General features: G+C 68.4%; 15 protein-coding genes. 2 read left to right on the top strand and 13 right to left on the bottom strand.

Translation table 11 applies throughout. The features are described 5' to 3' along the window. Positions 1–250: 250 nt before the first annotated feature. The 7 genes from ABZ192_RS06300 to ngcE all read right to left on the bottom strand — a co-directional run bounded on the left by ABZ192_RS06300 (position 251) and on the right by ngcE (position 8,876). Positions 251–1,543: a sugar ABC transporter permease gene (locus ABZ192_RS06300; protein WP_356923364.1), complete on the bottom strand. Its 1,293-nt coding sequence runs from the start codon at positions 1,541–1,543 to the stop codon at positions 251–253. Further along, positions 1,540–2,331 carry an ATP-binding cassette domain-containing protein gene (locus tag ABZ192_RS06305; protein ID WP_356923365.1) on the bottom strand — a complete coding sequence of 264 codons (792 nt, stop codon included), beginning with the start codon at positions 2,329–2,331 and terminating at the stop codon, positions 1,540–1,542. The genes ABZ192_RS06300 and ABZ192_RS06305 overlap by 4 nt, the downstream gene beginning before the upstream one ends. A gap of 188 nt (positions 2,332–2,519) precedes the next feature. After that, the gene (locus ABZ192_RS06310; RefSeq protein WP_356923592.1) at positions 2,520–3,620 is read right to left on the bottom strand and encodes a sugar ABC transporter substrate-binding protein; all 1,101 of its coding nucleotides are present in this window, start codon (positions 3,618–3,620) and stop codon (positions 2,520–2,522) included. A 133-nt stretch (positions 3,621–3,753) separates the two neighbouring features. Continuing rightward, positions 3,754–4,965, bottom strand: coding sequence for an ROK family transcriptional regulator (locus ABZ192_RS06315; RefSeq protein ID WP_356923593.1), 1,212 nt, complete (start codon positions 4,963–4,965; stop codon positions 3,754–3,756). A 564-nt stretch (positions 4,966–5,529) separates the two neighbouring features. After that, complete coding sequence (locus ABZ192_RS06320; RefSeq protein ID WP_356923366.1) at positions 5,530–6,453, bottom strand: carbohydrate ABC transporter permease; 924 nt, start codon at positions 6,451–6,453, stop codon at positions 5,530–5,532. Then, positions 6,453–7,379 (bottom strand): sugar ABC transporter permease, encoded by a 927-nt coding sequence (locus tag ABZ192_RS06325; protein WP_356923367.1) that lies wholly within the window; start codon positions 7,377–7,379, stop codon positions 6,453–6,455. The genes ABZ192_RS06320 and ABZ192_RS06325 overlap by 1 nt, the downstream gene beginning before the upstream one ends. Positions 7,380–7,421: 42 nt before the next feature. After that, positions 7,422–8,876 carry an N-acetylglucosamine/diacetylchitobiose ABC transporter substrate-binding protein gene (gene ngcE / locus ABZ192_RS06330; RefSeq protein ID WP_356923368.1) on the bottom strand — a complete coding sequence of 485 codons (1,455 nt, stop codon included), beginning with the start codon at positions 8,874–8,876 and terminating at the stop codon, positions 7,422–7,424. A gap of 367 nt (positions 8,877–9,243) precedes the next feature. On the opposite strand from ngcE, the gene ABZ192_RS06335 reads away from it, so the two are divergent. Continuing rightward, positions 9,244–13,041: a GH92 family glycosyl hydrolase gene (locus ABZ192_RS06335; protein WP_356923369.1), complete on the top strand. Its 3,798-nt coding sequence runs from the start codon at positions 9,244–9,246 to the stop codon at positions 13,039–13,041. A 20-nt stretch (positions 13,042–13,061) separates the two neighbouring features. Continuing rightward, positions 13,062–15,044: an alpha-glucuronidase gene (locus ABZ192_RS06340; RefSeq protein ID WP_356923370.1), complete on the top strand. Its 1,983-nt coding sequence runs from the start codon at positions 13,062–13,064 to the stop codon at positions 15,042–15,044. Between the two features lie 19 nt (positions 15,045–15,063). Here the strand turns inward: ABZ192_RS06340 and ABZ192_RS06345 are convergent, their stop codons facing one another. The 6 genes from ABZ192_RS06345 to ABZ192_RS06370 are packed head-to-tail and all read right to left on the bottom strand — an operon-like array spanning position 15,064 to position 21,808. Next, positions 15,064–17,070 carry a beta-galactosidase gene (locus ABZ192_RS06345; protein ID WP_356923371.1) on the bottom strand — a complete coding sequence of 669 codons (2,007 nt, stop codon included), beginning with the start codon at positions 17,068–17,070 and terminating at the stop codon, positions 15,064–15,066. Further along, the gene (locus ABZ192_RS06350; protein ID WP_356923372.1) at positions 17,067–17,750 is read right to left on the bottom strand and encodes a hypothetical protein; all 684 of its coding nucleotides are present in this window, start codon (positions 17,748–17,750) and stop codon (positions 17,067–17,069) included. Before ABZ192_RS06350 ends, ABZ192_RS06345 begins: the two co-directional genes overlap by 4 nt. Then, complete coding sequence (locus ABZ192_RS06355) at positions 17,747–18,274, bottom strand: hypothetical protein (protein WP_356923373.1); 528 nt, start codon at positions 18,272–18,274, stop codon at positions 17,747–17,749. The genes ABZ192_RS06350 and ABZ192_RS06355 overlap by 4 nt, the downstream gene beginning before the upstream one ends. Beyond that, entirely contained in the window at positions 18,271–19,926 is a 1,656-nt protein-coding gene (locus ABZ192_RS06360; protein ID WP_356923594.1) for an extracellular solute-binding protein, read from the bottom strand. The genes ABZ192_RS06355 and ABZ192_RS06360 overlap by 4 nt, the downstream gene beginning before the upstream one ends. Positions 19,927–19,949: 23 nt before the next feature. Further along, positions 19,950–20,822, bottom strand: a complete 873-nt coding sequence (locus ABZ192_RS06365) for a carbohydrate ABC transporter permease (RefSeq protein WP_356923374.1) — start codon at positions 20,820–20,822, stop codon at positions 19,950–19,952. After that, positions 20,816–21,808: an ABC transporter permease subunit gene (locus ABZ192_RS06370; protein WP_356923375.1), complete on the bottom strand. Its 993-nt coding sequence runs from the start codon at positions 21,806–21,808 to the stop codon at positions 20,816–20,818. Before ABZ192_RS06370 ends, ABZ192_RS06365 begins: the two co-directional genes overlap by 7 nt. Positions 21,809–22,015 lie beyond the last annotated feature (207 nt).

Genomic DNA, 22,015 nt, shown 5'->3' on the forward strand with positions numbered 1-22,015 from the left:
CCTCCTTGCAGTAGAGCTGTTCGAGCAGTTGCCGGGCTTGTCGAGTCTAATGTTCCGCCCCTGAGGACTGCGCCGAGACGGTGCGTCATACGTCACGCATTCGGCTGTACCCAACTTGTGCCACACCTACGACACAACTGTGCCCGACACCTCACGGTGCCGGGCACAGTCATGTCCCCAAGGAGCGCGGGGAACTGCGCGACAAGCCACAGCGCACCCGCGGCCGGGCAGCCGGGGCACTCCTAAGGCGTTACGCCCGCCCCGCCGTCTTCTGCGTCTTACGCGTAACGGCGTCGATCACGACCGTGGCCAACAGCACACCGCCGGTGATCATGTACTGCACCGGAGAGGCGATGCCCTCCAGCGCGAGCCCGTACTGGATCGACACGATCACCAGCACACCGAGCAGCGCGTTCCACGTGCGGCCACGACCGCCGAACAGCGACGTACCGCCGATGACCGCGGCCGCGATCGCGTTCATCAGCAGGTCACCGCCACCGGCGCCCTGGTTCGCCGCGGCGATCTTCGACGCGATGAACAGGCCGCCGACCGCCGCGAACGTGCCGGAGATCGCGAACACCGAGATCCGGACCATCTCCACGTTGATGCCGGCCCGTCGCGACGCCTCGACGCTGCCGCCGAGCGCGAACACCTTCCGCCCGTACGCCGTGCGCCGCAGTACGAAGTCCGTGGCCAGCAGCACCACGATGAAGATCACCACGGCCAGGGGCAGGCCCTTGTACTGGTTGAAGACGATGGCGACGGCGAACGCGACGATCGCGAGCAGCACCGTCCGCACGATGGTCTCGCTCAGCGGCCGCGACGGCACTCCGGCGGCCTCGCGGCGCCGGTTGCCGAGGAAGGAGCTGAGGAAGAACCCGGCGGTCACCACGGCGGCCAGGCCGTAGGCTGCGGCCACGTCGGAGAAGTAGTAGCTGGTCAGCTGGGCCACGACCCCGTCCGGGTCGAGGTTGATCGTGCCGTTGTCGCCGAGGATCTGGAGCATGAAGCCGTTCCAGAACAGCAGACCGGCCAGGGTGACGGCGAACGCGGGGACGCCGATCTTCGCGAAGAAGAAGCCGTGCAGCACGCCGGCGACCGTGCCGGTGAGGATGGCCAGCACGAAGGCGAGCCACTCGTTCATGCCGTTGGTGACGTTCAGCACGGCGAAGCTCGCACCCGCGACACCGCTGACCGAGCCGACCGACAGGTCGATCTCACCCAGCAGCAGCACGAACACGATGCCGACGGCGATCATGCCCGTGCCGACCATGGCGACGGACATGTCGGACAGGTTGCCCGCGGTGAGGAAGTTGGAGTTCAGGCTCGTGAAGATGAGCCAGATGATCGCCAGGCCGATGACGACCGGGATGGAGCCCAGGTCGCCGGACTTCATCTTGCGCTTGAACTCGGTGACGTAGCCGGCGAGCCCCTGCTCGCGCACGAGCAGCCGGGGGTCGACGACCGTGACGGCGGCCTTGGCCGCCTCGGGGTTCTCGACGACGTGGTCGTCCGGAGCCGCGGAGGTCTTGTCGATGCTCACTTGGAAACCTCCCCGTTCGTGCGCGCCGCACGGCGGGTCACGGCGTTGTCGGTGGCGCCGGTGATGGCGGAGATGATCTCTTCCTGCGAGGTCGACTTGACCTCGAAGACGCCGTTGTTGCGCCCGAGGCGCAGCACGGCGACCTTGTCCGCGACGGCCTTCACATCGGCCATGTTGTGGCTGATGAGGATCACGGCGTGGCCGCGCTCGCGCAGCCGCTCGACCAGGTCGAGGACCTGCGCGGTCTGCTCGACGCCGAGGGCCGCGGTGGGCTCGTCGAGGATCACCAGCTTGGGCTCGCCGAGCATGGACCGGGCGATGGCCACGGTCTGGCGCTGGCCGCCGGAGAGCGAGGCGATCGGGATGCGGACACTGGGGATGCGGATCGACAGCGTGTCGAGCAGCTCGCGGGAGCGGCGCTCCATCTCCACCTCGTCCAGGACACCGCGCTTGCGGATCTCCCGGCCCAGGTAGAGGTTGCCGACGACGTCGATGTTGTCGCACAGCGCGAGGTCCTGGTAGACGGTCGCGATGCCCAGGTTCTGGGCGTCGTGCGGTTTGTTGATCTGGACGGACCTGCCGTCCCATTCGATGACGCCCTCATCGATGGGGTGCACGCCGGCGATCGTCTTGACCAGCGTGGACTTTCCGGCGCCGTTGTCGCCGACGAGGGCGACCACCTCACCGGCGTGGACCTCAAGCTCTACGTCGGTGAGCGCCTGTACGGCACCGAACCGCTTGGAGACCCCGCGCAACGCCAGCACGGGCGTAGCGGACAAGTGAACCATCTCCTTCGCCGCCTGACCCGGCGGGAGGTTGTGCAGAAGTGTGGGAGGAGTGATCACTCCGGCGCCCCGCGGAGCTTGCGGGGCTGGTGTGGCGGGGCGCCGGAGGAACTCGGGGGCAGCGGGTCCCGGACGGGGGTGACGGGAGCCCGGTTCGGACTCCCGTGCCCCTCAGGGGACGTGACGGCTGCTTACTTGAGACCGATCTTGTCGCAGGCGGCCTTGTACTTGCCGGAGCAGATCTCGCTCACGGTGTAGATGCCGTCCTTGATCACGGTGTCGTTGATGTTGTCCTTGGTCAGCGAGACGACCGGGACCAGGACGGACGGGATGGCCTTGGTGGTCGGGCTGTCGACCTTGTCCTTGGCGATCGAGTCGAGCGACTTGCCCTGGGCGAGGGCGACGGCCATCTCGGCCGCGACGTCCGCCTCCTGCGGGTAGGGCTTGTAGACGCTCATGTACTGCTCGCCGGTGACGATGCGCTGCACGCCGGAGAGTTCGGCGTCCTGGCCGGTGACCGGGATGTCGGCGATGCCGGCGGCCTTCAGGGCCGTGATGATGCCGCCCGCCATGCCGTCGTTGGCGGAGTAGACGCCGACGATCTTGTCCTTGCCGAGGGCGGAGATGGCGCCCTCCATGTTGGCGTTGGCGTTCTCCGGCTTCCACTCCTTGGTGTCGTACTCGCGGCCGATCTTCACCTTGCCGTCGAGGACGGAGTGCGCGCCCTTCTTGAACTGGGCGGCGTTCGGGTCGGTGGACGACCCGTTCATCATGACGATCTGGCCGTCCTTGGCCTTGTCGCCCAGGGCCTTCAGCAGGGCCTCGCCCTGGGTCTTGCCGACGGTCTCGTTGTCGAACGAGGTGTAGGCATCGATCGGGCCCTCGGCCAGACGGTCGTAGGCGACGACGGGGATGCCCGCGTCCTTGGCCTTCTTCACCGAGCCGGCGATCGCCTTGGAGTCCACCGCGTCCACGATCAGCACGTCGACCTTGTTGGTCACCATCGTGTCGACCTGCTGGTTCTGCGTGCTGGCGTCCTGCTTGGCGTTGGCGTAGACGACCTCGCCCTTGCCGTTGGTGAGTTCCTTGACCTTCTTCTGGATGAGCGGCCGGTCGAACTTCTCGTAACGGGCGGTCGCGTTCTCCGGAAGGAGCAGGCCGACCTTGATGTCGTCGCCCTTCTTGGCGGACCCGGTGGAGTCGGCGTTGTCGCCGGACTCCTTGGCGCTGCCACAGGCAGCAAGCGAAACGGCCATCGCACCGGCGGCAATCGCAACAGCGGCGCGACGCATACGCGTGTTCACTTCAGAAACCTCCCTGACGAGGCCGCGACATTGCGGCCGAGGTGGCTGGAAGTCAACTCGGCCACACGTGCGACGTCAAGAAGTAAATCCTTAACGAGATGGCAACGGTGCCATCCGTTCTCTAAGTGAAGGCAGGGGTCGCCGCCTGCAGCGCCCCGACGGCGGTCCCGTCCAAAAGGGTTGAATCACCCATCTCGCTGAGGGCCAGCGCGAGCGCTCCGAGTACCTCCGCACGGCCGCCGAGTGCCCCGGGGAGAACGGACAGCTGGCGTGCCGCGCTCGGAATGGCGTAGCGGCCGACGGACTCCCGGATCGGCCCGAGCACCAGCTCACCGGCCTCGGCGAGATCACCGCCGAGGACCACACGGCTCGGGTTCAGCAGGTTGCAGAGATTGGCGACTCCACTGCCGACGTGGCGGCCGACGTCGGCGATCACCCGACGGCAGCCCGGGTCTCCGTCCCGCGCGAGCCGCACGACGCCTTCCATCGTCAGGTCGGTGCCGTGGCTGGACTGGAGGAGCGGGAGCACGTAGCGCGCGGCCGCGAAGGTCTCCAGGCAGCCGCGGTTGCCGCAGCGGCAGACGGGGCCGGATTCATCGAGTGTAATATGTCCGATTTCTCCTGCGGTACCGCCGGGGCCGCGGTAAATCTTTCCGTTGATGACCAGGCCCGCGCCGACACCGCTGGCGACCTTGATGTACGCCAGGTCGCGCACGCCGCGGCCGCTGCCCCAGACCATCTCGCCTAGGGCGCCGAGGTTGGCGTCGTTGTCCACGTGCACGGGTACGCCGAGCCGCTCGCGCAGTTCCTCGGCGGGCTTGGTGCCGGTCCAGCCGGGCAGGATCGCGGTCGAGCCGAGGGTGCCGGACTCGACGTCGATGGGGCCGGGGACGCCGAGGCCGACGCCGGCGATCTTGGTACGGTCGACGCCGGTGGCCTCGATCAGCCGGCTGACCAGTTGTTCCGCCCGGTCGAAGCCCTGGGTCGACGAGGCGTCGACGTCGAGGGGCTCGGACTCCTCGGCGAGCACCTGGTGGGCGAGGTTGCCGATGGCGACGCGCAGGTGGGTGTGGCCGAAGTCGACCCCTATGACGATGCCGGCGTCCCCGCTGAGGGACACGCTGCGGGCCCTGCGGCCGCCCGCCGAGGTGGGTGTGACCTCGACCGTGCCGCCTTCCTTCAACTCCCGGACGATATTGGACACCGTCGCGGCGGACAGGCCCGTCGTCCGGGCGATCTCGGCCTGGGTGAGGGAGCCCGCCAGGCGCACGGCTCGTACGACCCGCTCCAGGTTGGCTCGGTGCAGCGACGACTGCGACCCCGGAGTCTCCACGACGACCTCCTGCGCGCGGGGCCGCATCGATGAGGCCCCGTCCATGTCCAACTAGTGAACTCTAAGCTGAGCCGTTCGGGTTGCCTCCCGTCAAGAGGTTGAGCCGATTCCTCGGTGTGTGCGTGTGGTCGCGGAGGGCTACGGGTGCCTGCGGCGGCCTGTGGCTGCTTCGGCGGGGGTGCGCGTTGCGCCTACCGGGGTGCGGTGGGTCGGGGCGGCGCCGGGGGGTGTCCGTCCTCGGAACGGCGCGATGGGGTCGGATACCGACTGACTGTCCGTTGACGCGCCAACCGCTGCGGGCGGACACCCCCCGACACGTCCCCTTCCGTGCGTACGCGGCTGCGGGCGCGTCCCGCCTGAGCTGCCGCAGGCCGCCGTGGCCGCCCTAGCTGCGGGCAGTCGTGCCTCCCCCAGTGCCTTAAGGGCCTGGGAGGTGCCCCCCAGGCGGCACGGGTGGGCGCAGCGGCACCCCGCTCCGCCGGGTTGCGCACCCACCCGCCCCGGGCAGCCGTCGGCAGCATCCCTCGGCGACGGGTTGGGCAGCGCCCCGCGCCCCGGCAGTGGTTACTTCAGCGCCCCCGCCGTCAGGCCCTGTACCACCTGGCGCTGGAAGATGATGTACGCCGCGAGGACCGGGAGCATGGCCATCACAAGGCCCGCGAAGAGGCCCGACCAGTCGCCCTTGTAGCCCTGGCTGACCGCCAGCTGGACCAGGCCCTGGGTGAGCACGCGCTTGTCGGGGTCGGTGTTGAGGACCGTGGGCAGCATGTACTGGTTCCACTGGCCGAGGAAGTTGAAGATGCCGACGCTGACTAGGCCCGGCTTGGCCATCGGCAGCATGATCTGGAAGAACGTACGGCTGTGCGAGGCGCCGTCGACGAAGGCCGCTTCGGCGATCGACGTCGGCAGCGTGCGGAAGAACGCCGTCAGGAAGAAGACCGTGAAGGGCAGCGAGTAGGCGATGTAGACGAGGATCAGGCCGTGGATGGTGTTCAGCAGGCCCATGTTGTTCACGACGTAGAACAGCGGGACCAGCGCGAGCATGATCGGGAAGCTCATGCCGCCGATGAACAGGTAGTAGATGAAGCGGTTGCCCGGGAAGTCGAACCGGGCCAGGACGTAGGCCGCCATGGAGCCGAGGACGAGCGTGCCGATGAGCGAACCGCCGACCACGAGGACCGTGTTGAGGAAGTAGTCGCTCATGTTGGCCTCGGTCCACGCCCGCGACCAGTTGTCGAAGTGCAGCGTGTCCGGCAGCGACCAGGGCGAGGAGAAGATCGAGCGGTCGTCCTTGAAGGACGTCATGACCGCCCAGAGCAGGGGCATCACCACCATGAACGCCCAGATGACGAGGATGCCGTGGGAGAAGGCGTTGAGGACCGTGCCCTCTTTCTTCTCCTTCGGCGGTGGGCCCGGCGGGAGATCGGCCTTGGTGACGGGCACGCCGGACTCGGCCGGCACGGGCGCGGGGGACTCCGTCGTCTTCATCAGTACTCCAGCCGCTCGCGACGGCCCAGCCGCATCACCACGGCGGCGAAGGCCAGCGTGACGACGAGCAGGGCGACACCGATGGTGGTGGCGTACGCGGCCTGCCCGTCACGGAACGCCTTCTGGTACACGTACAGGACCATGACGGTGGTCGAGTAGTCGGGACCGCCCGGACCGGTCGTCATGATCTGCACGACCGCGAACGACTCGGCGCCCAGGGCGAGGATGCCCATGTAGACCCAGCCCGACTGCACGGTGTCCCAGAGCAGGGGCAGGGTGATGCGGAAGAACGTGGTGAACCGGTTCGCGCCGTCCAGTAGGGCCGCCTCGTACATGTCCGCCGGGATGGAGGCCATGCCGGCGGAGAAGAGGACCACGAAGAAGCCGACCGTGGACCAGACGAGGACCGCCATCACGGCCCACAGCGCGAGGTCGGGGTCGCCGAGCCACAGGGGCTGGACGTCGTCGAGGCCGATGCCGCGCAGGATCGAGTTGATCGCGCCGCTGTCCGGGTTGTACGCGAACGCGAACAGCAGCGCGACGATGGCGATCGAGAGGACCTGGGGGAAGAAATAGACGATTTTGTAGAAGGAGGAGCCGCGGACGCCGGCGATGACCGGGCCGTTCTTTCTCTTTCTGCCGCCCACGTTGATCATGAAGGCGAAGAACAGCGCGAGGCTGATCGTCACCAACGGCACCAGGAGGGCGAACAGCAGGCTGTGTTGCAACGACTTCCAGAAGATCTCGTCGTCGAGCATGCGGCTGTAGTTGTCGAAACCGACCATCTTGAATTCGGGACTCAGGCCGGTCCAGTCCGTGAACGAGTAGTAGATGGACTGGATGAACGGCCAGATCACGAAGAGCGCGTACAGTCCCAGGGGCAGCGCGAGGAAGCCCACGATGAACCGGTACTTGCCGTGCTGCATCGCCACTCCGGTGCCGTTGCGGAAATTGGGTTTCCGGTGCCGTTACTGGTGCTTGTAGTGCTTGACCGAGTCGTCCTTGGCGGTCTCGTCGGCGAAGTTCTGGATCTTCTTGATGGCCTCGGCCGGGGTGAGGCGGCCGGCCATCATCTCGCCGAGGCCGGAAACACCGATCTTCTCCTTCTGCAACTGCACGTACCAGTCCTGAAGGCGAGGGTTCACCACGTTCTCGCCGGCCTTCTCCAGTGCCGCGACACCCGACTTGAGGCCGGGGGTGAGGGCGATGCCGTCGGTGCCACCGTTGTACGCGGTCAGCGACTTCACCTTGCTGGTGAAGTTCTTCGAGGAGGCCTCGCTGAGCATGATGCGCAGCTGCTCCATGCCGCCCTCGGCGTTCTTCGCCTTCGCCGGGACGATGAAGGGCTCGCCGCCTGAGGCCCAGATCGTGCCGAAGGGCATCTTGTCGGAGGAGTCGATGCCGGTGGGCGCGGAGACGGCCAGGTCGAAGTCCTTGGGGATGACCTTCGCCGACTCGTTCTCCACCCAGGAGCCGTTCGGGATGAACAGCGCCTTGCCCTGGGCCCAGGCGGTCTGCGACTGGATGTGGTCCAGGCCCGGCGTGCCCTTCAGGACGTAGCCCTTCTTGTAGAGCTCGTAGTACGCGTCGAAGCAGGCCTTGACGGCCGGGTGCTTCCAGGCGTTCGGCTCCAGGTTGTCGATGGCGTCGAGGACTTCGCGGCCGCCGACCTTGCCGATCATCGGGTAGAGCGAGAAGGGGAGGTAGTACGGGTATTTGCCCGCGTACGTCCAGCCCGCCATGCCCTTCTTCTTGGCCTTCTCGCAGACCGCGAGCATCTGGTCCCAGGTCTCGGGGTACTGCTCGTCGAGCGAGTCCAGGGCCTTCTGCGAGTACCAGACGCCGTAGACCGTGTAGGCGTAGTAGAAGACCCAGACCTTCTCGCCGTCGAACTGGCCCATCTCGACGATGCCGGGGCGCAGCGTGTCGCGGACCTTCTTGTTCGGGTCGTCGTAGGAGGGCGCGTCCAGGAGCGGGGTGAGGTCGGTGAGCTGGTTCTTGCCGACCAGGACGCCCATGTCGATCTGCTCGGCGCCGGAGTTGTCGATGAGGTCCGGCGGGGTGCCCTGGTTGAAGCGGGGCTGGAGGGTGGACTGGATCTTCTGGGTGGCGGAGAACTTCACCTTCGCCTTGGGGAAGTTCTTCTCATAGATCTTCACGGCGTCCTCGGCATACTCCTTGCCGAAACCGCCGTCGAACAGGACGAATTCCATGCCCGCGGTGTCATTGACGCCGAGCGGGTTCTTCGCGGTCTTCTTGCCGGCCTTGGCCTTGTCCCCGCTGTCGTCCCCGCCGCTGCTGGCGCAGGCGGACAGGAAGCTCATCGTGGGGACGGAGATCAGCCCGAGCGCGGCGGACCTCTTGATCAGATCACGGCGGCCGACACCCTCGGTGCCGCGGTTCTCGGCGGAAGTGGATCCCATGCTCAAGTCCTCGCCTTCTCCAGGACTCAGGCGGTGAACCGGATCCTTCCGGCACCGCGTTCGGGTCAAGCTGGGTCGTGCAGGAAAGTGCGGGTGATGACGTGCGGATCGTGTGAAGCGTGCGACAGGTATAGTCCACTTCCCGCCAGCGGATCAAGATCGAACACAGGGTTGACCGTGGGTCTTATCCGAGTTGAGACCTGGCGGAAAGTCAGGCGCTCCGTCTGTTTCTCGGCGGAAATATCCCGGTCATCACCCCCGAATGCCACAAGCAACACCCTTGACACTCCCCGGCACTTGGGCAACTACTGGTCCTTGCGCATCGAAGTTGACAACGTTGTCCACTGCGCAGGGAGGGTACCCGTTGATGCAACGGAAAGCTCGGCACAGATGGGGTACGGCGGTCGTGTCGGCGACCGCCTTCGCTGTGACCCTGGGATCCCAGGGCGTTGCGGTCGCACTGCCCGAAGCCCCCGGGAAGACCGACCGGAGGTTCGCGTCCTCGTTCGAGGCGGACGACCCGGTTCCGGACTGGTTGAACACCGTGGACACCGGTCCCGACGGCGGCAAACGCGCCTCGGGTGTCGACGGCGGCTACAGCAGCGGCATACCGGGCAATGTGACCGACCATGTCACCGAAGTCCGGGCCGGCGCCGAGAACACGGGCGGGGGCGAGGTGAAGGAGAACCTCGTCGACGGAGAGCCGAGCACCAAGTGGCTCACCTTCGAGCCCACCGGCTGGGTGGAGTTCGACCTGGACAAGCCGGTCAAACTGGTGCGATACGCACTGACATCGGCCAACGACCACGACGAGCGCGACCCGAAGGACTGGACCCTGAAGGGCTCCGCCGACGGCAAGGAGTGGAAGACGCTCGACGCCCGCTCCGGGGAGTTCTTCTCCGAACGGTTCCAGACGAAGACGTACGACGTTGCGGAACCGGCGGAGTACCGGCACTTCCGGCTCGACGTCACCGGCAACAACGGCGGCGACATCCTCCAGCTCGCCGACGTCCAGTTCTCCACCGGCGGCGGTGACGGGCCCGTCCCGCAGGACATGCTCTCCCTCGTCGACCGCGGCCCGAGCGGCTCCCCCACCGCCAAGGCGGGCGCCGGGTTCACCGGAAAGCGCGCCCTGCGGTACGCCGGCCGGCACACCGCCGACGGGCGGGCCTACTCGTACAACAAGGTCTTCGACGTGAACGTGGCCGTCGACCGGAACACGCGGCTGGCCTATCGCGTCTTCCCGTCGATGGCGGACGGCGACCTCGACTACGACGCGACGAACGTCTCCGTCGACCTCGCCTTCACCGACGGCACCCATCTGAGCGACCTGAGGGCGACGGACCAGCACGGCTTCCCGCTGACCCCGCGGGGGCAAGGCGCGGCGAAGATCCTCTACGTCAACCAGTGGAACAACGTAGAGGCGCGGATCGGGTCGGTGGCGGCCGGGAAGACCGTGGACCGCATCCTGGTGGCGTACGACTCCCCCAAGGGCCCGGCGAGGTTCCGGGGCTGGCTGGACGACGTCACCATCGAGTCCGTCGCCCCCGAGCGGCCGAAGGCGCACCTGTCCGACTACGCGGTGACGACGCGCGGCACCAACTCCAGCGGCGGCTTCTCGCGGGGCAACAACTTCCCGGCGACGGCGGTGCCGCACGGCTTCAACTTCTGGACGCCGGTGACCAACGCGGGCTCGCTGAGCTGGCTGTACGACTACGCACGTGCGAACAACGCGGACAACCTGCCGACGATCCAGGCGTTCAGCGCGAGCCACGAGCCGAGTCCCTGGATGGGTGACCGGCAGACCTTCCAGGTGATGCCGTCGGCCGCCTCCGGCACTCCGGACACCGGCCGGGAGGCGCGGGAGCTGGCCTTCCGGCACGAGAACGAGACCGCGCGGCCGTACTACTACGGGGTGCGGTTCGAGAACGGGCTGAAGGCCGAGATGACGCCGACCGACCACGCGGCGGTCCTGCGCTTCACCTACCCGGGCGACGACGCGAGTGTCCTCTTCGACAATGTGACGGACCAGGCGGGGCTGACTCTGGACAAGGAGAACGGGATCGTCACCGGCTACTCGGACGTGAAGTCCGGTCTGTCGACGGGCGCGACCCGGCTGTTCGTCCACGGCGAGTTCGACAAGCCGGTGACCGAGGGCTCGTCGTCCGGCGTCAAGGGCCACCTCCGCTTCAAGGCCGACGACCGGACCGTCACCCTGCGCCTGGCGACCTCGCTCATCAGCGTCGACCAGGCAAGGGACAACCTCCGCCAGGAGATCCCGGACGGCACCTCCTTCGAGGCGGTGAAGCGCAGCGCCCAGCGGCAGTGGGACCGGCTGCTGGGCAAGGTGGAGGTCGAGGGCGCGACCCCCGACCAGCTGACGACGCTGTACTCCAGCCTGTACCGGCTGTATCTGTACCCGAATTCCGGTTTCGAGAAGGTCGGCGGGAAGTACCAGTACGCCTCGCCCTTCTCCCCCATGCCGAACCCGGACACCCCGACGCACACCGGCGCGAAGATCGTCGACGGCAAGGTGTACGTCAACAACGGCTTCTGGGACACCTACCGGACGACCTGGCCGGCGTACTCGTTCCTCACGCCGAGCAGGGCGGGCGAGCTGGTCGACGGGTTCGTGCAGCAGTACAAGGACGGCGGCTGGACCTCGCGCTGGTCCTCCCCCGGCTACGCCGACCTCATGACCGGCACCTCCTCGGACGTGGCGTTCGCGGACGCCTACGTCAAGGGCGTCGGCTTCGACGCGAAGGCGGCGTACGACGCGGCCGTGAAGAACGCGACGGTCGTGCCCCCGAACCCGGGCGTCGGCCGCAAGGGCATGGCCACCTCCCCCTTCCTCGGCTACACGAGCACCGAGACCCACGAGGGCCTGTCCTGGGCGCTGGAGGGCTACCTCAACGACTACGGCATCTCCCGCATGGGACGGAAGCTGTACGAGGAGACCGGCGAGCGGCGCTACAAGGAGGAGTCGGAGTACTTCCTGGACCGCGCCCGTGACTATGTGAACCTCTTCGATCCGAAGGCCGGTTTCTTCCAGGGCCGCGACGCCAAGGGCGACTGGCGGGTCGAGTCGTCGAAGTACGACCCGCGGGTGTGGGGCCACGACTACACCGAGACCAACGGCTGGGGGTACGCGTTCACCGCCCCGCAGGACAGTCGCGGTCTGGCCAATCTGTACGGCGGCCGGAAGGGTCTCGCCGACAAGCTCGACGCGTACTTCTCCACGCCCGAGACGGCCTCCCCCGAGTTCGTCGGCTCCTACGGCGGTGTCATCCACGAGATGACCGAGGCGCGGGACGTGCGGATGGGCATGTACGGGCACTCCAACCAGGTGGCCCACCACGCGATCTACATGTACGACGCGGCCGGGCAGCCCTGGAAGGCGCAGGAGAAGGTCCGCGAGGTGCTGTCCCGGCTCTACACCGGCAGCGAGATCGGGCAGGGGTACCACGGCGACGAGGACAACGGCGAGCAGTCGGCCTGGTACCTGTTCTCCGCGCTCGGCTTCTACCCGCTGGTGATGGGCAGCGGTGAGTACGCGATCGGCTCACCGCTGTTCAGGAAGGCGACCGTCCATCTGGAGAACGGACGCGAGCTGGTGGTGAAGGCGCCGGAGAACAGCGCGCGGAACGTGTACGTGCAGGGGCTGAAGGTCAACGGCCGGACGTGGACGAAGACCTCGCTGCCCCACTCGCTGGTCGCCAAGGGCGGTGTCCTGGAGTTCGACATGGGTCCGCGGCCGTCGTCCTGGGGCACGGGCGGGCACGCCGCGCCGGTGTCGATCACTCAGGACGACGAGGTGCCGGCGCCCCGGGCGGACGTGCTCGACGGTGAGGGCGCCCTGTTCGACGACACGTCGGCGACGGACACGGCGGTGACGTCCGTGGACCTGCCGGTCCCCGAGCGCGCCGAAGCGGTCCAGTACACGCTGACGTCGTCGGTGGACCGTGCGAAGGCGCCGAGCGGCTGGACGCTCCAGGGATCCTCCGACGGCACGACCTGGCGGACGCTGGACCGGCGCTCCGGTGAGTCCTTCGCCTGGGACAGACAGACACGCGCGTTCAGCGTGAGGTCGCCGGGTACGTACGAGAGGTACCGCCTGGTCCTCGACGGCGAGGGCACGCTGGCGGAGGTCGAACTGCTCGCCTGAGCAGCCGAGTTGGGGGTCCGATGCCGCTTCCCGTGCCCGTCCTGCCCGAGGGTGTCGACCCGGCCTGGCTGCCGCCCGCCGCCTTCCGTGCGGTCGGCAGCCGGCGGACCCTGATCCGTGGGTCGGGGCTGCTGGTGGAGACGGTGCACGGGGAGGTGGCGGAGGCCTGCCGGCGGTTCGGGGGCCGGGTCGTGCGGGGTGCCGTAGCGGACGGCACCTACGACCTGGTCCTCGACGTCGGTGACGAGAGCCTCGGTGACGAGGGCTTCACGTGCGCGCGCGACGGCGGCACGACGGCCGTCACCGCCTCCGGCGGGCGGGGGCTGCTGTACGGGCTGTTCCACGTCGTACGGCTCGGGGAGGCGGCGTTCGCCGGTGCGTGGGCGCCGGAGACGCACCGCCCCGCGCTCGCCCTGCGCATGCTCGACCACTGGGACAACGTCGCCGTGCACCCGGTCATGGGCCAGGTGGAGCGCGGGTACGCGGGCGGCTCGCTGTTCTGGGAGGACGGGCGGGCGCGCGGCGACCTGGAGCGGGTGCGGGCGTACGGCAGGCTGCTCGCGGCGTGCGGGATCAACGCGGTCGCCGTCAACAACGTCAACGTGCACGAGACCGAGGCGCACCTGCTGACCGACCGGATCGGCGAAGTCGCCGCGATCGCCGACGTGCTGCGGCCCTATGGGATCCGCACCCGCCTGTCCGTGTCCTTCGCCGCGCCGGTGGTGCTCGGCGGACTCCCCACGGCCGATCCGCTGGACGAGGCGGTGCGGAGTTGGTGGGCCACGGCGACACGACGGGTGTACGAGGCGATCCCCGACTTCGGCGGGTACGTGGTGAAGGCCGACTCGGAGGGTCAGCCGGGCCCGTTCGCCTACGGCCGCAGTCACGCGGACGGGGCGAACACGCTGGCCGCGGCTGTGGAGCAGTACGGCGGTACCGTGCACTGGCGGGCGTTCGTCTACGACCACCGTCAGGACTGGCGGGACCGTACGACGGACCGGGCCCGGGCCGCGTACGACCACTTCGTGCCGCTGGACGGCGAGTTCGCGCCGAACGCCGTGCTCCAGGTGAAGCACGGGCCGATGGACTTCCAGGTGCGCGAGCCGGTCTCGCCGCTGATCGGCGCGATGCCGCGCACCCGGCTGGCGGTGGAGCTGCAGGTCACCCAGGAGTACACCGGGCAGCAGCGGCACGTCTGCTGGCTGGGGCCGATGTGGAGCGAGGTGCTGCGGTTCCGGCACGAACCGGAGTCGTCCGTGGGGGAACGGGCGCGGGGCGGGCTGGTCGCGGTGTCCAACGCCGGTGACGACCGGTTCTGGACGGGGCATCCCCTCGCCCAGGCCAACCTGTACACCTTCGGACGGCTGGCCTGGCGGCCGGACGCCGAGCCGCGTGAGGTGCTCGACGAGTGGATCGGGCTGACCTTCCCCGAGGCCCCCGAGCGCCTGTCGGACGGGCTGCACGCGGTGCTCGACGGCTCGTGGCGGACGTACGAGAAGTACACCGCGCCCTTGGGCGTGGGGTTCATGGTGCAGCCGGGCCACCACTACGGGCCGAGCGTCGACGGGTACGAGTACAGCCCGTGGGGCACCTACCACTTCGCCGACCGGGACGGCATCGGCGTCGACCGCAGCGTGGCGAGCGGGACCGGGTACGCCGGGCAGTACGCCGAGCCGTGGGCCGGGCTGTACGAGTCGCCGGACACCTGCCCCGACGAGCTGCTGCTGTTCTTCCACCACGTGCCGTACGGGCATCTGCTGAAGAGCGGGAAGACCGTGATCCAGCACATCTACGACACGCACTTCGAGGGGGTGGAGGAGGTCGAGGAGGCCCGTCGCGTGTGGGCGGGCCTGGCGGACCTGGTCGAGCCGGCGCGGCACGCGCGGGTGGCGGAGCGGTACGAGGAGCAGCTCCGCAGTGCCCGCGAGTGGCGCGACCAGATCAACAGCTACTTCTTCCGCAAGTCGGGGGTGCGGGACGAGCGGGGGCGGCAGATCCATTGAAGGACCCCGTTGAAGGACCTCATTGAAGGATCGCGACGCCCAAGGGGTCGAGGACCAGGGGCTCGCCCTGGTCCACCCGTTTGCCGGTGAGCAGGTCGGTGGCCGTGGCGTGAGCCGTCAGACGGGCCGGTTCGGGGGCGTGGTTGAGGAGGAAGAGGAGCGGGGTGCCTTGGGGGGTGACACGGGTGGCGGTCTCCACCGCGGGGTGGTCGGCGTAGGGGCCGAGCAGGTCGTGGCAGGCCAGGATGCGGCGGACGATCCGGTCGGCGCCCGGTTGGTCGAGGGCGGTGGCGACGTACCAGGCCTCGCCGTCGCCGAAGCGGTTGCGGGTGACGGCGGGGGTGCCGGCGTAGAAGTCGGTGCCGTAGGTGGCCACCGGTTCGGCGCCGCGGGGCAGCACGAGCTCGAAGACGAGCCGTGCCTCGGCCTGCAGTTCGGGGATGGGCTGGGTGAACTCCGATGGGCGGGCGTCCCATTCGTCCACGCGGACGCCCATCAGCGGCGCGAGCGGGCCGGGGACGTCAGTGAGGAAGGCGCGGTCGTGTTCGTCGACGCGACCGGAGAGGAAGGTGGCCAGGACCGTGCCGCCGCGTGCGGCTACTTCTTCGAGGCGGGTGGCGAGGTCGCCCTTGATCATGTGGAGGGCGGGGGCGAGCACCACGTCGTAGGGCGTGAGGTCGGCGGTCTGCGGGATCACGTCCACGTCGGCTCCGGCCTCGCGGGCGGCCCGGTAGTAGGCGTGGACCACGTCCGGGTACTTGACCAGCCGGGACGGGCCGTCGGAGATCTCCAGGGCCCACCAGCTGTCCCAGTCGAAGAGGAGGGCGGTGCGGGCCGGGGTGCGGGCACCGAGGGTCCGGTCGCCCAGGGACTCCAACTCCCGGCCCAGTCCGGCTACTTCATGGAAGACGCGGGTGTCGTCGCGGCCCGCGTGGGCGATGACGGCCCCGTGGTACTTCTCGCAGGCGCCGCGTGAGGCGCGCATCTGGAAGTAGAGGGCGGCGTCCGCGCCGTGGGCGATGGCCTGGAAGGTGGCGAGGCGGAGTTCGCCGGGCCGCCGGAGCGGGTTGACGTCACGGCAGGCCGTCGTGGACGGGGTCTGCTCCATGAGCCAGAAAGGGGCACCGTCCTTCAGGCCGCGCATCAGGTCGTGGGCGAGGGCGGGCCGGGTCGGCGGGGCGTCCAGGGGCGGATAGTTGTCCCAGGAGGCGAAGTCGAGGTGGGGCGCCCAGCGGTGGTAGTCGAGGGGGCGAAAGGTGCCCATGAAGTTGGTGGTGACCGGTGTGTCCTGGTCGTGGGCGCGGATCACCTCCTTCTCGGCCAGGAAGCAGCCGAGGAGGGCGTCGGTGGTGAAGCGGAAGTAATCGAGGGTGATGCCCTGGAAGGCGGTGTGGTCGGGGCCGCGCCAGTGTTCGGTGAGGGCGCTGGGCGGCTCGATCTGGTCCCAGTCGGTGTAGCGGTGGGACCAGAAGGTGGTCCACCAGGCGTCGTTGATGGCGTCGAGGGTGCCGTGCCGGTCACGGAGCCACTCGCGGAACGCCTCGGCGCACAGCTCGCAGTAACAGGCGCCGCCGTACTCGTTGTTGATGTGCCAGGCGAGCAGGGCGGGGTGGTCGGCGTACCGCTCGGCGAGGCGGGAGGCCAGCGCGGTGGCGTGCCGGCGGTACACCGGTGAGCTGGGGCAGAAGTTGTGGCGCTGGCCGTAGCGGTGGCGGCGGCCCTCGAAGTCGGTGCGGTTGACCTCGGGGTGCCGCTTGGCGAGCCAGGGCGGGAGGGCGGCGGTGCCGGTGGCCAGGCAGACCTGGCGTCCCTCGGCGGCGGCCCGGTCCAGGCTGCGGTCCAGGACCGTGAAGTCGTAGGTGTCCGGGGCCGGTTGGGTGAGGGACCAGGTGAACACGCCGACGGTGAGGGTGTCGATGCCGGCCCGGGTGAACAGGCGGTGGTCGTCGTCCCGGACGGTCTCGGGCCACTGCTCGGGGTTGTAGTCACCGCCGTACGGAATCTTCGGCGTGCGGGGCGCAGTCATGCCGTGAAGTCCTCCTGGGTCTCGGTGATCACCGTGCGGCTGCCGTGCAGCAGGGACAGCAGCAGCGGGGCGGCCAGCAGGGCGGGCAGGGCCTCGGTCAGCAGGGCGGTCATCGCTGCCGCCAGGACGAGCAGGGAGGCGGCGGCGAGGGTGGCGCGGCCGTGCCGGAACAGGAAGTACCCGGCGAGGCGGGCGGTGTCCCGGGCGCGGAAGGCGAACAGCGAGGTGAGGACGAGGGCGTGCGCGCCCCACAGGAGGGAGCCGGCGCCGATCGCCACGAGCAGCAGCGCCCACCAGCCGGGCAGGCCGGTGGCGGAGAAGTGGGTCAGGGTGAAGGCGATGACCGTCAGCCAGGCCAGCAGCGGTGCCCACAGCTTCAGCGCCGGTACGGCGTTGAGCCGCCAGCCGCGCAGGTAGGCGCGGGCCGGACGCAGTTCGGTGAGGTCGCGGCTGCGGTGGTGGAGGGCGTAGAGCGCGGCGGACAGGGCCGGGCCGAGGGGCAGCAGGCACAGGGCCGCGAGGGGGAGGTTGGCCGGGTCGGGGTCGAGCAGGAGCAGTCCGGCCAGGCCCGGCGAGGCGGCGATAAGCAGCAGCGCCTCGACGGTGAGGAGGGTGTGGATCAGGGCGGAGGCGCGGGAGAGGGCTCCGGTGCCGAAGTCTGAGCTGCGTACGGTGCTCATGCCGCCTTCCGGCCGGACGGGCGCCGCTCGCCCCACCAGGGCGGGATCTCGTCGGCGACCGGGGCGAGTTCGACGAGAGGGCTCTCGTGACGGCTCGGGATCAGGGGCAGGTAGACGCGGCCGGCGTCGGTGGTCGGCTGCCGGTGCGGGCAGGCAGGCTCGGCCGAGACCTGGACGCCGCGTGGCAGGACCGGACCGACGGGGCCGGTGTCAGAGGCCGGCCGCCGACGGGTGCGCGCGGGCTCGGCCGAGTCCTGGACATCGCGGCGCAGGGCCGGACCGACGAGGCCGGCCTCAACGGCCGACCACCGACAGCGACGCGCAAGCTCAGCCAAGACCTCTCCACCGCCGCGCAGAACCGAACCGACGAAGGCAGCCTCAACGGCCGACCACCGACAAGGGCGGGCGGGTCCGGCCGAGTCCTGGATGTCGCGGCGCAGGGCGAGGTCGTGGTGGCCGGCGTCGGCGGGGTGTCGCCGGGGGCCGGTCAGCCGCCCGGGCTGCGCGTCGGGGCGGCGGATCACCCGTTCTCCTTCTTGAACCGCTCGTAGGCCTTGTTGTGCAGGTCGACGAACTGCTGCATGTTCTTCGCCTTCAGCTCGGTGACGTACGCGTCCCAGTCGGACAGCGGGCGCTCACCGAGGGCGAACTTGAGGGTGTTCTGGGTGACGTGGTCCCTCAGGGGCGTCTCCCACAGGGAGGCCTGCTCCTGCTCGAAGGACTGCAACGGGTGGGCCGGGGCGATGGGCGTCTGCTCGCGCTGGGACATGACGTCCTGGAACTTCTTCTCGTCCGGGCCGAACATGGAGGAGACGAGCTCCCAGCTGCCGCCGTAGGCGAAGACGCCGTTGTAGAAGCCGTAGTCCTTCTGCAGGTCCTTCGGGGCGTCCGGGTCGGAGCCCATGAGGCTGATGCCGTCCTTGGTCCTGTACCGGCCACCGGAGCGGGTGTAGGTGACGCCCTCGACGCCCCACCGGGCGAACCGCTGGCCCTCGTCCGAATACCAGAGCCAGTCCACGAACTGCATCATCGCGACGAAACTGTCGCTCTTCAGCGCCTTGCTCGAGATCATGACGCCGTTCTCCAGCCGGGCGCCGCCCAACACGACCGGGCCGGCGGGCCCCAGCGGCACCGGGATCATCTCGATCTTCGCGCCCTTGACCTGCTTCTGCAGGTTGTACCGGTATTCCTGCACCAGTACCTGCGGGTTGGCGCTGATCGCGAACGACTTCTCGGCCAGCAGCTTCTGTGCGGCCTCGTCGTCGGTCTGGGTGAAGCTCTCCGGGTCCACCAGCTTCTCGGCGACCAGCTTCCGCACGTACTCGATCATCTGCCGGAAGGCGTCCGTCGCTCCGGTGAAAGCGAACGTCTGCGCCTTCGCGTCCCAGCTGATGTTGTCGTACGTCCATCCGGCCCGGACGCCGTACGCCTGGCCGAGGTAGCTGAAGAGGGCGGCGGCCGGGTAGGGCGTGTTCTTGCTCCAGCGGTCCGAGAAGGGATAGCGGTCCGGGTACTCCTCCTTGATGGCCTTGAAGACCTCGTGCACCTCCTCCCAGGTGCCGGGCCGGCTCAGCCCGAGCCGGTCGAGAACATCCGTGCGCAGCGCCAGCGAGTAGCCGGACCTGACCCGTTCGTGCAGGCCGGGCAGCAGGTAGAACTTGCCGTCGGACTGACGGATGGAGTCGATCTCCGGCTCCAGCTTCCACTTCCTGACCTTGTCCCGGAAGTTCGGCATCAGGTGCAGGTAGTCGCTGACCGGGAGGACCGCGCCCGACGACACGAAGGCGACCTCCGAAGGGTGGTACGTCTTGGGAATGAGGAACGGGGCGTCGCCCGAGCCGATCAGGACGCTTCTCTTCTTCTCGTAGTCGACCAGGGGGACGGCCACGGGCTCCAGGGTGATGCCGGTGCGCTTGGTCAGCTCCTTCCAGAACAGCCAGCCGTTCTTCATCGGATAGACCGGGTTGTTGTTGTGCAGCACGGAGAAGGAGAACGGCTTTGTCGCCTTGAACTGCTGGCCGGCCCGGTACTCCTTCATCGCGCCGTCTCTCTTCTTCGACAGGTCCTTGGAGTCCCCGCCGTCGTCACCGCTGCCACAGCCGGTGACGGTGGCGAGGCCGATGAAACCGGCGGCGGCCAGGATCTGGCGCCGCGACAGCTGTCCTGCGTTCTTCACGGATGACACGGAAAACTCCCTTGTTAGCCCTTGACCGCGCCGAGCATCACGCCCGAGACGAAGTAGCGCTGGACGAACGGGTACACGCAGAGAATGGGCAGCGAGGTCAGCACGATGGTGACCGCCTGGATGTTGGCCCCGACCTGGCTGAGCTGTGCGTCGGCGGCACCGGCGTTGCCGCCCGTGGTGGCGCCGGAGATGAGGTTGCGCAGATAGACGGTGACCGGCATGAGCTCGGACTTGTCCAGGTAGAGGAAGGCGCTGAACCAGGAGTTCCAGAAGGACACCGAGTAGAACAGCACCATCGTCGCGACGACCGCCTTGGACAGCGGCAGGACGATCCTGAGCAGAGTGCCGTACGTGCTGAGGCCGTCGATCTGCGCGGCCTCCTCCAGTTCGGTCGGCAGGCTCTCGAAGAAGGCCTTCATGACCAGGAGGTTGAAGACGCTGATCGCGTTGGGCAGGGCGATCGCCCAGACGCTGTTCTTCAGTCCGAGGTTGGTGACCAGGACGTAGTTGGGGATCAGACCGCCGGTGAAGAACATGGTGAACACGGCGATACCGACGAGCAGGCCGCGGCCCTTGAGCTGCTTCTTCGACAGCACGTAGGCGTAGCAGGTCGTCAGCACCATGGCCACGGCCGTCGCCACGACCGTGTAGAGCACGGTGTTGCCGTAGTTCCGCCAGAACATCGAGTCCTGGAACACGATCTCGTACGTGGTGAGGTTGAACCCCTTGGGCAGCAGGGTCACCTCACCGGCCCGGATCTGCCGCTCCCCGCTGAAGGACCGCGCGAGGATGTTGACGAAGGGGTACAGCGTCACCAGCACGACGAGGGTGAGCACCACCCCGTTGACGCCCTGGAAGACCCGGTAGGAACGGCTCGGCTTCACCACAGGCTCGTCCCCACTGTGCGGCGCGAGAGCTGGTTGGCGGACGTGATGAGGACCAGGCCGATGATCGCCTCGAACAGTCCGATGGCGGCGGCGTAGCTGAAGCTGTTGGACTCCACACCGGCCCGGTAGACGTACGTCGAGATCACGTCGGCGGTCGGGTACGTCAGCGGGTTGTACAGCAGCAGGACCTTCTCGAAGCCGACCGCCATGAACGTGCCGATGTTGAGGATCAGCAGCGTGACCATGGTGGGCCGAATGCCGGGCAGGGTGACGTGCCAGATCTGCTGCCAGCGGTTGGCGCCGTCGATGCGCGCGGCTTCGTACAGGTCCTCGTCGATCGTGGTGAGCGCGGCGAGGTAGAGGATCGTGCCCCAGCCGGCCGTCTGCCAGATCTCCGAGCCGACGTAGATCGTGCGGAACCACTCGGGTTCCTGGATGAAGCGGATCGGTTCGTGCCCGAACCAGCCGAGGACGTGGTTGACGGGACCTTCACTGGCCAGCATCTGCATCGTGATGCCGGCGACGATCACGATCGACAGGAAGTGCGGCAGGTACGACACCGACTGCACGAACCGCTTCAGGGAGCGCCGGCGCACCTCGTTGAGCAGCAGCGCCAGCACGATGGGGACCGGGAAGCAGAACAGCAGAGTGAGCCCGCCGATCCACAGGGTGTTGCGGAACACCTGCCAGAAGGTGGGGTCGTCGAGGAACATCTGCACATAGCGCAGCCCCACCCACTCCTCGCCGAAGATCGACCCGCCCGGCTCGAAACGCCGGAAGGCGATGACGTTGCCGATCATCGGCAGGTAGCGGAAGACCAGGAAGAACAGCAGGGGCAGGACCGCCAGCGAGTACAACTGCCAGTCGCGGCGCAGCGCCCGCCGCCAGCCGGTCCGGGCGGGTGCCCGCTCGCCGCGTCGGGGTGCGGCTCTGGCCGGAGGCGGATCCTCGGTGCCCGGCGGGGCCGATGTGGTGGACGTGCTCATTGCTCGGGCCTCCCGTGGGCATGGGACGCGGAACCGAAACTTTCGAGCTCTTACCGGTAACTTCGCGGCAACTTAAGGGCAGCAGAAAGCGCTGTCAATGGGGGCGACGGTAGTCGGCTGGGGCGTCTGTGCCGCGTTGGAATCGCGTCAAACCTGGGTAGGCCCCAGGGACCTGCGCCCGCCGTCCTCGCAAGTTTCTGGATGACC

Source organism: Streptomyces sp. NPDC006235 (assembly GCF_040613735.1).
Taxonomy (GTDB): domain Bacteria; phylum Actinomycetota; class Actinomycetes; order Streptomycetales; family Streptomycetaceae; genus Streptomyces.

What these genes read in the sequence shown, in the direction of transcription:
- ABZ192_RS06320 (WP_356923366.1), bottom strand. Translation starts at nt 6,453, where the DNA reads ATGAAGACGACGGAGTCCCCCGCGCCCGTGCCGGCCGAGTCCGGCGTG.
- ABZ192_RS06325 (WP_356923367.1), bottom strand. Translation starts at nt 7,379, where the DNA reads ATGCAGCACGGCAAGTACCGGTTCATCGTGGGCTTCCTCGCGCTGCCC.
- ngcE (WP_356923368.1), bottom strand. Translation starts at nt 8,876, where the DNA reads ATGGGATCCACTTCCGCCGAGAACCGCGGCACCGAGGGTGTCGGCCGC.
- ABZ192_RS06345 (WP_356923371.1), bottom strand. Translation starts at nt 17,070, where the DNA reads ATGACTGCGCCCCGCACGCCGAAGATTCCGTACGGCGGTGACTACAAC.
- ABZ192_RS06310 (WP_356923592.1), bottom strand. Translation starts at nt 3,620, where the DNA reads ATGCGTCGCGCCGCTGTTGCGATTGCCGCCGGTGCGATGGCCGTTTCG.
- ABZ192_RS06350 (WP_356923372.1), bottom strand. Translation starts at nt 17,750, where the DNA reads ATGAGCACCGTACGCAGCTCAGACTTCGGCACCGGAGCCCTCTCCCGC.
- ABZ192_RS06370 (WP_356923375.1), bottom strand. Translation starts at nt 21,808, where the DNA reads ATGAGCACGTCCACCACATCGGCCCCGCCGGGCACCGAGGATCCGCCT.
- ABZ192_RS06335 (WP_356923369.1), top strand. Translation starts at nt 9,244, where the DNA reads ATGCAACGGAAAGCTCGGCACAGATGGGGTACGGCGGTCGTGTCGGCG.
- ABZ192_RS06305 (WP_356923365.1), bottom strand. Translation starts at nt 2,331, where the DNA reads ATGGTTCACTTGTCCGCTACGCCCGTGCTGGCGTTGCGCGGGGTCTCC.
- ABZ192_RS06340 (WP_356923370.1), top strand. Translation starts at nt 13,062, where the DNA reads ATGCCGCTTCCCGTGCCCGTCCTGCCCGAGGGTGTCGACCCGGCCTGG.